Source organism: Pauljensenia hongkongensis (genome assembly GCF_001746855.1).
GTDB classification, from domain to species: Bacteria; Actinomycetota; Actinomycetes; order Actinomycetales; family Actinomycetaceae; genus Pauljensenia; species Pauljensenia hongkongensis.
On record NZ_CP017298.1, the window covers coordinates 538,391 to 546,588 of the forward strand.

The 8,198-nt window shown below is 69.4% G+C and carries 7 protein-coding genes; 1 reads left to right on the top strand and 6 read right to left on the bottom strand.

What is annotated here, in order from left to right:
- The 4 genes from BH719_RS02265 to BH719_RS02280 all read right to left on the bottom strand — a co-directional run.
- The coding region (locus BH719_RS02265; RefSeq protein WP_009743120.1) for a glycosyltransferase at positions 1-715 on the bottom strand (715 nt) is incomplete at its 3' end.
- Between the two features lie 299 nt (positions 716-1,014).
- Entirely contained in the window at positions 1,015-2,040 is a 1,026-nt protein-coding gene (gene ilvC / locus BH719_RS02270; protein WP_009743121.1) for a ketol-acid reductoisomerase, read from the bottom strand.
- Between the two features lie 2 nt (positions 2,041-2,042).
- Positions 2,043-2,555, bottom strand: a complete 513-nt coding sequence (ilvN, locus tag BH719_RS02275; protein ID WP_009743122.1) for an acetolactate synthase small subunit — start codon at positions 2,553-2,555, stop codon at positions 2,043-2,045.
- Complete coding sequence (locus BH719_RS02280) at positions 2,555-4,330, bottom strand: acetolactate synthase large subunit (protein ID WP_050790611.1); 1,776 nt, start codon at positions 4,328-4,330, stop codon at positions 2,555-2,557. Before BH719_RS02280 ends, ilvN begins: the two co-directional genes overlap by 1 nt.
- A gap of 342 nt (positions 4,331-4,672) precedes the next feature.
- Between BH719_RS02280 and BH719_RS02285 the strand changes: the two genes are divergently transcribed.
- Positions 4,673-6,265: an aspartate:alanine exchanger family transporter gene (locus BH719_RS02285; protein ID WP_083808169.1), complete on the top strand. Its 1,593-nt coding sequence runs from the start codon at positions 4,673-4,675 to the stop codon at positions 6,263-6,265.
- A gap of 194 nt (positions 6,266-6,459) precedes the next feature.
- On the opposite strand, the gene BH719_RS02290 is transcribed toward BH719_RS02285, so the two are convergent.
- Both BH719_RS02290 and BH719_RS02295 read right to left on the bottom strand, forming a co-directional pair.
- Positions 6,460-6,696, bottom strand: coding sequence for a hypothetical protein (locus BH719_RS02290; RefSeq protein ID WP_009743125.1), 237 nt, complete (start codon positions 6,694-6,696; stop codon positions 6,460-6,462).
- Entirely contained in the window at positions 6,693-7,991 is a 1,299-nt protein-coding gene (locus tag BH719_RS02295) for a threonine/serine exporter family protein (protein ID WP_034255522.1), read from the bottom strand. The genes BH719_RS02290 and BH719_RS02295 overlap by 4 nt, the downstream gene beginning before the upstream one ends.
- Positions 7,992-8,198 lie beyond the last annotated feature (207 nt).

Here is an 8,198-nt window from a genome sequence, read left to right on the forward strand (position 1 = left end):
CCCCTTCTGCGGGCTCCGCGGTGCCCGTGCCGGTGGGCGGGGGCGGGGCGCCCGAGTCCGCGTCCGCTGCCGTCCGCGCCGCGGCCACGGCAGGGGCGGGCGCGGGAACGCCATTCGATATGGTGACCAGGCGCGCGCCGATGCCGAGCGGGGCGAGGCGCTCCCGGACGTTCTCCGACGGGCACTGCACGACGGCGCAGTGGCGGTAGACGCGCCGGACCCATGAGGCCAGGACCGCCTCGTTGAGGGGGCGCAAGTCGGCGAGCCCGATGGTCGCGGTGATGTTCTCGGGGTGGATGTGGTAGGTCCCCAGGCAGGGGGTCCCGGCGGCCCGCGCGGCGGCCGCGGCCCGGGCCTGCAGTCCGAAGGGCTCCTCCAGGTGCACGACGTCCGCCCACTGGACGCCCGCGCGGACCGCCTTTCGCTCGGCGTGCGCGAAGGCGTAGCCCTGGGAGCGGATGATCCTGTGGACCAGGGGCACGCGGGCCGCCGGGAGCGGGTAGTCGGGGGCGGGCAGACCCGCCCGGCGGCACTCGTCGGCGCTGCCGGAGCTGAGCACGCGCACGTCGTGCCCGGCGTCGCGCAGCAGGGCGATCGTGCGCCTCGCCGAGGCGGCCAGCCCGTTGCCCGTCGTGTAGAGGTTGTTGATGACGAAGAGGATCCTCAGGCGGCGCGCCGGCGCTGGCGGCCCCTCACCCACTCTGGTGTCTCCCATCCCCCAAGTGTCGCACGATCCACGCCCCCAAGGGGAGTGCTCCGCACGCGGACGGAGGGCGCGTGCCACTGCCCGCCATGCGCGGGCGCGCCCCTGGCACGAATGCGCCGCGCGCAGCGCCAGCGCGCCCCGCTGCCCCGCCGCGCGGGAACGCCCCTTCCCAGGCGCGTTCGAAGCCCCGTCGCTCGGCCCCCCACCACTGCCCCGCCGCGTGGAACGCCTCCCGCTGCGCGGAACCGGCCCCCGCCTCGTCGCCGCATAGGACGAGGCGGGGGCCGGCGCACTCCGGCGGCGCTGTCTCAGCGGGCCGCGGAGCCCTCGGTGTAGTCGGCGTCCACCTGCGACCAGCCGAACTTGGCGCGCAGCTCGCGGCCGGTCTTCTCGATCGGGTGGGCCTCCTCCTCGGCGCGCAGCGCCTTGAACTCCAGGCCGCCGTTGTCCTGGTCGGCGATGAAGCGCTTCGCGAAGGTCCCGTCCTGGATGTCGGCCAGGACGCCCTTCATGGCCTCCTTCACGTCGGGGCCGATAACACGGGGGCCGGAGACGTAGTCGCCGTACTCGGCAGTGTCGGAGCACGACCAGCGCTGCTTGGTGATGCCGCCCTCGTTGATGAGGTCCACGATGAGCTTCATCTCGTGGCAGACCTCGAAGTAGGCGATCTCGGGCTGGTAGCCGGCCTCGACCAGCGTCTCGAAGCCGTACTGGATGAGGTGGGAGACGCCGCCGCACAGGACCGCCTGCTCGCCGAAGAGGTCCGTCTCGGTCTCCTCGGTGAAGGTCGTCTTGATGACGCCCGCGCGGGTCGCGCCGATGCCCTTGGCGTAGGACAGTGCGAGCGCCCACGCCTCGCCGGAGGCGTCCTGCTCGACGGCGACGATGGCGGGGACGCCGCGGCCGTCCAGGTACTGGCGGCGCACGGTGTGGCCCGGGCCCTTGGGGGCCACCATGCACACGTCGTGCCCCTCGCCCGGATCGATGTACCCGTAGCGGATGTTGAAGCCATGGGAGAAGAACAGCGCGGCGCCCTCTTTGAGGTTGGGGGCGATCTGCTCGGCGTACACGAAGCGCTGCACCTGGTCGGGGGTGAGGATCATGACCACGTCGGCGGCGGCGGTCGCCTCGGGGATGTCGGCCACCTCCAGGCCCGCGGCCTCGGCCTTCTCCCACGACGACGAGCCGGGGCGCAGGCCGACGATGACGTCAACGCCGGAGTCCTTGAGGTTGAGCGCGTGGGCGTGGCCCTGCGATCCGTATCCGATGACGGCGACCTTCTTCGACGCGATGAGGCCCAGGTCCGCGCCGTCGTCGTAGATGACTTCTGCCATTGTTATTTCTCCTTCAGTTGATCCGTGATCGAACGCGACCCGCGGCCGATCGCCACGGCGCCCGACTGGACGAGTTCGGAAACGCCGAAGGGCTCCAGTGCCGCCAGCAGCGCTTCAAGTTTCGACAGGGACCCGACCGACTCGATGACCACCGAGTCGTGCTGGACGTCGACCACGTGGGCGCGGAAGAGCTCCACGATCTGCAGCACGCCCGTGCGGGTGGCGTCGCCCGCGGCCACCTTCATGAGCAGCAGGCGCCTCTCGACGCTCTCCTCGGGCTCCATCTCGACGACCTTGAGGACGTTGACCAGCTTGTTGAGCTGCTTGACGACCTGCTCCAGGGGCGCCTCGTCGGCGTCCACGATGATCGTCATGCGGGAGATCTCGGGGTGCTCCGTCTCCCCCACGGCCAGTGATTTGATGTTGAACGCGCGGCGGGCGAAGAGCGCGGCGACGCGGGTGAGGACGCCGGGCTTGTTCTCCACCAGCACGGCGAGGGTGTGCCTGTTGGCCATCAGTCTTCGACCTCCCAGTTCGGGGCCATGCCCTTGGCGTAGCGGATCTCGTCGTTGGACACCCCGGCGGCCACCATCGGCCACACCATCGCGTCCGGGGACACGCGGAAGTCGATGAGGACGGGGCGGTCGTTGATGCCCATCGCCCACTCGATCGCCTCGTCGACCTCGTCGGCGCTGCGCACGGTGCGCGCCGCCATTCCGTAGGCGGTGGCGAGCATCTCGAAGTTGGGGATCTGGTCGCCGTCGGCGGGGTTGAGCGTCGTGTTGGAGTAGCGCTTCTTGAAGAACAGGGACTGCCACTGCCGCACCATGCCCAGGACGCCGTTGTTGATGAGGGCGACCTTGATGGGGATGTTGTTGATCGAGCAGGTGGCCAGCTCCTGGTTGGTCATCTGGAAGGAGCCGTCGCCGTCGATCGCCCACACGACCCTATCGGGGACCCCCACCTGGGCGCCCATCGCGGCGGGCACGCAGTAGCCCATGGTGCCCGCGCCGGAGGAGGACAGGAAGGAGCGGGGGCGCTCGTAGGCGATGAACTGCGCGGCCCACATCTGGTGCTGGCCCACCCCGGTGACGTAGACCGCGTCGGGGCCCGCCAGGGCCGACAGCCTCGCGAGCACGCGCTGGGGGGCGATGCGCCCGTCCTCGGGCTCGCTCCACCCGATCGGGTAGCGCTTGCGGAGCCGGTCGATGTAGCGCCACCAGCCGGTGATGTCCGACTTCCCCTCCGACGAGGCGCGGGCCACCTCGTCGGCGAGCACCGGCAGGGCCTTGGCCAGGTCGGCGACGATGGGGATGTCGGCGTGGCGGTTCTTCGAGATCTCCGCGGCGTCGATGTCGATGTGGACCACGCGCGCCCGGGGCGCGAAGGCGTCGAGCTTGCCCGTCACCCGGTCGTCGAAGCGCGTGCCGAGCGCGACGATGAGGTCCGCGCGCTGCAGGGCGCCGACGGCGGCGACGGTGCCGTGCATGCCGGGCATCCCCAGGTTGTGTCGGTCGGAGTCGGGGAAGGCGCCGCGCGCGGTGAGCGTCGTGACCACGGGGGCGTCGGACGCCTCGACGAGGCGCGCCAGGGGCCCGCTGGAGCCAGAGCGGACGACGCCTCCGCCGACGTAGAGCACGGGCGCCTGCGCGTCGCAGATGGCGCGGGCGGCGGCGCGCACCTGTTTCATATTCGGTTTGCCGGCGACCCGGTACCCGGGCAGGTCCAGGGCCGGGGGCCACGAGAACTCCATCTGGGCCACCTGGGCGCTCTTCGCGATGTCCACCAGGACGGGGCCGGGGCGCCCTGTTGCGGCCAGGTGGAACGCCTCGGCGATGCGGGCGGGGATCTGCGAGGCGTCGGTCACCAGGAAGGAGTGCTTGGTGACCGGCATCGACGCGCCGACCACGTCCGCCTCCTGGAAGGCGTCCGTCCCGATCAGGGAGGCCCCGACCTGGCCGGAGATCACGACGATGGGCACGGAGTCCATGTGCGCGTCCGCCAGGGCGGTGAGGGTGTTGGTCGCCCCCGGACCGGATGTCACCAGGGCGCACCCGACCCGTCCGGTCGCCAGGGCGTACCCCTCGGCGGCGTGCCCGGCCCCCTGTTCATGGCGGACGAGGACGTGGTTGAGCTTCGAGCTCATGAGCGGGTCGTAGGTCGGCAGGATCGCGCCTCCGGGCATTCCGAAGACGTCGGTGACGCCGAGGGCTTCAAGGCTTGCGACGATGGCTTCGGCGCCAGTCATCGGGATCGGTTGTGCAGTGGTCGTCACCGCTGGTCCTCTCATGTCGCTGATCTGATCGTTCCTATGAAAAAATCCCCGGCGCTTGCGCGAGGGGGACGAGGCGTGCGATCCATCCATGTTTCACGCGGCAGGAATCGCACGCCCGGGTACAAGGACCAGGGCGGGCAGTTCGATCGCGTCAATCTTGAGCACGCCCCAACGGTATGCCTCCGCGTCCGCTGTTTCCCCGTCCGTCTCATACTACGGACCCCGGGCGCCCGTCGGCCGCTGACACGCACCGGCGAAAGGCCCTGCGCCGCGCCGGGCGCCCGGCTAGCATATGTAGGGTCCGCAACAGCGAGTGATCCGCGTCTTCGAACCTCGACAACGATGGAGTTCTCTACCTTGGAAACCGTATTCGAGATACTGGCGAAACAGCCGGTGCTCTTCCTGTTCCTCCTAGTGGGGATCGGCATGGCCTTCGGGCACATCAAGATCAGGGGTATCGGCCTCGGAGCAGCAGCCGTGCTCTTCTTCGCCATCGTCATCGCGGCGTGGGCCCAGTCCTACGGGGTCGAGCTCCGCGTGACGCCCCAGCTGGGCACCCTGGGCCTGACTCTGTTCACCTTCGCCATCGGGATCAACTCGGGCGCCTCCTTCTTCCACAACCTCAAGACAGCGATCGGCCCGATCCTCACGATGGTGGCGCTGTACGCGGTCGCCGCGATCGGCGGCCTGTACGTCGGCAAGGCCCTGGGCATGGAGGTCCCCCTCATCGCGGGCACCTTCGCGGGAGCGCTCACCAACACCCCCGCCCTGGCGGCCGCGGGCGACGCTTCGGGCAACGCGCCCATGGCGACCGTCGGCTACTCCATCGCCTACCTCTTCGGCGTCATCGGGATGCTCGCCGCCTCCATGGCGGCCCTGTCGTACGGGAAGAACGACAAGGACGCCCCCTCCCCCCTGTCGAACCGCACGATCCGCGTCGAACGCGAGGACCACCCCTTCGTGGGCGACATCTACGAGAGGCTCGGCGAGAAGATCACCTTCTCCCGCCTGCGGCGCGGGGAGACCGGCCCGATCACACGCCCCTCCATGTCCGACACGCTGGACCCGGGCGACCTCGTGACGGTCGTGGGGCCCCGCGAGCTCGTGGCGCGCGCCGCAGTCGAACTCGGGCACGCCTCGTCCCACTCCCTCATGCAGGACCGCTCCTACTTGGACTTCCGGCGCATGACCATCTCCAACCCCCGGGTCGCCGGGCGGACCGTCGCCTCCCTGGGGCTGACGAAGGAGTTCTCCGCAACGATCTCGCGGGTGCGCCGCGGCGACGTCGATATGGTCGCCGAGCCCGGGCTGGTCCTGCAGGAGGGCGACCGCGTGCGCGTCGTCGCCCCCACCTCGCGCATGAACGACATCACGAAGTTCTTCGGCGATTCGAGCCGGGGCCTGACGGACCTCAACCCGATCGCCTTCGGCCTGGGCATGGCGCTGGGCATCGCCATCGGCGAGTTGCCGATCCTGACCCCCAGCGGCGACTACTTCTCCATCGGCTCCGCCGCCGGGACGCTGATCGTCGGATTGATCTTCGGGCGCATCGGGCGCATCGGCCCGATCGCCACCGCTCTGCCCTTCACGACCTGCCAGGTGCTCTCCGAGCTCGGCCTGCTGATCTTCCTCGCACAGGCCGGCGCCACCGCCGGGGGGCAGATCCTCGAGGCGTTCACGTCCGGCGCGTGGATCCGGATCTTCCTGCTGGGCGCGATGATGACCTCCATCATGGCGATCGGCCTCTACGTGACGATGCGGTGGGTGTTCCGCATGGGCGGGACCAGGCTGGCTGGCCTGCTCGGCGGCGCCCAGACGCAGCCCGCCGTGCTCGCCTTCGCCAACGGGAGGACCAACGCGGACCCGCGCGTCGCACTCGGCTACGCCCTTGTGTATCCGGTGGCGATGGTTGGTAAGATAGTCGTAGCGCAGATCCTCGGAGGCGCCTGAGACTCTGACACGCGGAGAGCACACCCGACTCCGCGCGTCCTGCGGTGAGTGGAGAAACCTCCGACACCACCCCTCTCCACTCACAGAGCGGGGCCGGTCCCCCCAGACCGGCCCCGCTCCTTATTCCTGCTCTTCTTCACCGCGCAGCACCCGGCGCTTCCGTGGACGGCGGGGACCGCAACGACTGCGTGCGGTCAGCTCCCGCGCCCCTCGCCGCCGTTAACGGACCGCTCCTCGGGAGGCTCGCACCGGCACCTCGACCCGCGCGCCCGAACGCGCCGCAGGATCAGGGCGACGGCGATCTGGCTCAGGGTGATGGCCGCTACGGTGATGGCGATATTGCGCCCGACTGCGGAGATCTCCTGGGCGGTCATGTCGTACGAGCACGAGAGCCCGAGTGGCTTGGCGGACATCTCGAGGGTGAACCTCATGCGTCTTCCTCCTTCTCGTAGTCCCACAGGTTGGGGACCCTTTCCTGGCTCTCCATGAGCCAGTTCTTATCGGTGAGCATGCGCGACAGCGCCAGGCCCATGCCAATGGCGACAATAGTGAAGAGCACCGTGAACAGGGCGCTGAGCGCGTCGTCGATCTGCTGGTTGTTGAGGTTGGTGAGTGCCCTGTAAAGGGGGACTCCGGGGATCATGATGACGACGGCGGGCACCGACAGCGTCACCCGCGAGAAGCGCGTCCGCTTGGCCACGGCGACCGCCAGCAGGCCTGCCGCTAGGGCCGCGAGTCCCACGGCCGCTGGCACGGGCATGCCCGCCAGCAGCACCAGCGCGATCCGCCCGGTGTTGATGACGGCGCCGATGAGCGCGGCGGCGAAGCACACCCGATGGGGGGAGTTGAAGAGGATCGCGAAGCCGTAGGCGGCGACGAAGCTGGTGAGGAAGCGCAGGAGGAAGTGGAGCCACGGAACCAACTCGATCGTGTACTGCGGAGCGACAGACCAGCCGAAGACCGCCGAGACGGCCCATACGGCGACACCTGCGCTCGCCACCAGCATGAAGACGTAGACGAGCCTGCCTATGCCCCCTTGGAAGTCCTGGCGCACCAGGTCGATCAGGCCCGTGACCAGGGGGAAGCCGGGAACCAGGAAGAGCAGGGCGGATATGAAGCCCGCCTGATGGGTGGCCTCGACGCCGAGGAAGTGCTGGGCGGGGGCGACGAGGAGGATGTAGATGAGGGACGCCAGGGCGCCGCACGCCATCCACACGCCGAAGTGGTTCATGTGGCGGTGCAGCATCTGGCGCCTCAGCGCCTGGCCGAAGAACGAGGCGACCGCGACCGCGGAGCACTCCACCCATCCCCCGCCGTTGAGGAAAGCGAAGGCCGCGCATGCCAGGCCCGAGGCGAGCGCGTTACTGAACCAGTCGTACAGCGCCGGGATCCGCGCGACAGCGTCGAGCTCGTCGGAGACGTCCTCAACGCGCACGGACCTACCCCGCAAGGACACCACGTAGTTGTTGAGCCTGTCGATCTTGTCGGCGTTGACTCCCATGAGCCGTTGCTCGGCCAGCTCGGTGCGGAACGTGCCATTGGCGTAGGCCGTCGCAATGATTTCGGTGTAGGTGACCTGGGCCCTGTGATCGGAAATGCCGACCGCGCGGGCCAGATCCGCCATCGACTTCTTCACCCTGTACGCGCTGGCGCCGAAGGAGAGGAGCATTTGCCCGAGCCGGAGGACGACCTGGGATTGGGAGGCGAGCCTGTCGTGCGCGGCGATGCGCTGGTTGAGGATGTCGCCCGCCCCCTCCGGCGACGGGTGGTGGGGTTTGGTTGGTTCTGCTTCTGCCATAGGAACAAGCATCCCACACATTGAACGGGGAAACGGCGGACGAATGTCTTGGTGTCCTCGCGTTGTTGTGTGCCCGCGTGGTCGCGTGGGTGTGTGCCCGCGTTGTTGCGTGGTCGCGCGCGCGTGCTGGTTTGG

Excerpts from the sequence above, each read along its gene's own strand:
- BH719_RS02290 (WP_009743125.1), bottom strand. The coding sequence starts at position 6,696 with ATGAGGTTCACCCTCGAGATGTCCGCCAAGCCACTCGGGCTCTCGTGC.
- BH719_RS02280 (WP_050790611.1), bottom strand. The coding sequence starts at position 4,330 with ATGAGAGGACCAGCGGTGACGACCACTGCACAACCGATCCCGATGACT.
- ilvN (WP_009743122.1), bottom strand. The coding sequence starts at position 2,555 with ATGGCCAACAGGCACACCCTCGCCGTGCTGGTGGAGAACAAGCCCGGC.
- ilvC (WP_009743121.1), bottom strand. The coding sequence starts at position 2,040 with ATGGCAGAAGTCATCTACGACGACGGCGCGGACCTGGGCCTCATCGCG.